1 protein-coding gene is annotated in these 758 nt (G+C 62.3%); it reads left to right on the top strand.

All coding sequences use genetic code 11. The features are described 5' to 3' along the window. Positions 1-758 (top strand): carbon starvation CstA 5TM domain-containing protein (locus D8U70_RS12130; RefSeq protein ID WP_277751266.1); only part of this gene is annotated, 758 nt, incomplete at both ends.

The raw sequence follows: 758 nt of genomic DNA, 5'->3' as shown, positions 1-758 counted from the left end.
CACCAGCTGGGGCTTTGCGATCACACCGGAAGCGCTGCAAGCGGTTGCCCATGACATCGGCGAAACCACCATTCTGGCTCGCGCCGGTGGTGCGCCGACCCTGGCGGTCGGTATCGCGCAGATCCTGCACAGTGTCCTGCCGGGTGAAAACACCATGGCGTTCTGGTACCACTTCGCGATCCTGTTCGAAGCGCTGTTCATCCTCACCGCTGTGGACGCCGGCACCCGTGCCGGACGCTTCATGCTGCAGGACCTGCTCGGCTCCTTCGTACCGGCGCTCAAACGCACCGAATCGTGGGGCGCCAACCTGATCGCCACCGCCGGTTGTGTGGCGATGTGGGGCTGGTTGCTGTATCAGGGCGTGATCGATCCACTGGGCGGCATCAACACCCTGTGGCCATTGTTCGGCATCTCCAACCAGATGCTCGCCGGCATCGCGCTGATGCTCGGCACCGTGGTCCTGATCAAGATGAAGCGCCAGCGCTACATCTGGGTCACCCTGTTGCCGGCCACCTGGCTGTTGATCTGCACCACTACTGCTGGCTTCATCAAGCTGTTCGACGCCAACCCGGCGATCGGCTTCCTGTCCCTGGCCAAGAAGTACAGCGATGCGCTGGCCAACGGTCAGGTGCTGGCACCGGCGAAGAGCGTCGAGCAGATGCAGCACGTGATCTTCAACGCCTACACCAACGCCACACTCACTGCGCTGTTCCTGTTCGTGGTGTTCAGCATCCTGTTCTATGCGCTCAAGGTCGGCA

The sequence above is a fragment of the Pseudomonas sp. Sample_20 genome, from assembly GCF_004307585.1.
Lineage (GTDB): Bacteria > Pseudomonadota > Gammaproteobacteria > Pseudomonadales > Pseudomonadaceae > Aquipseudomonas > Aquipseudomonas atacamensis.
Note: the sequence above shows the minus strand (reverse complement) of the source record. Positions and strands in the feature narration are given on the sequence as shown.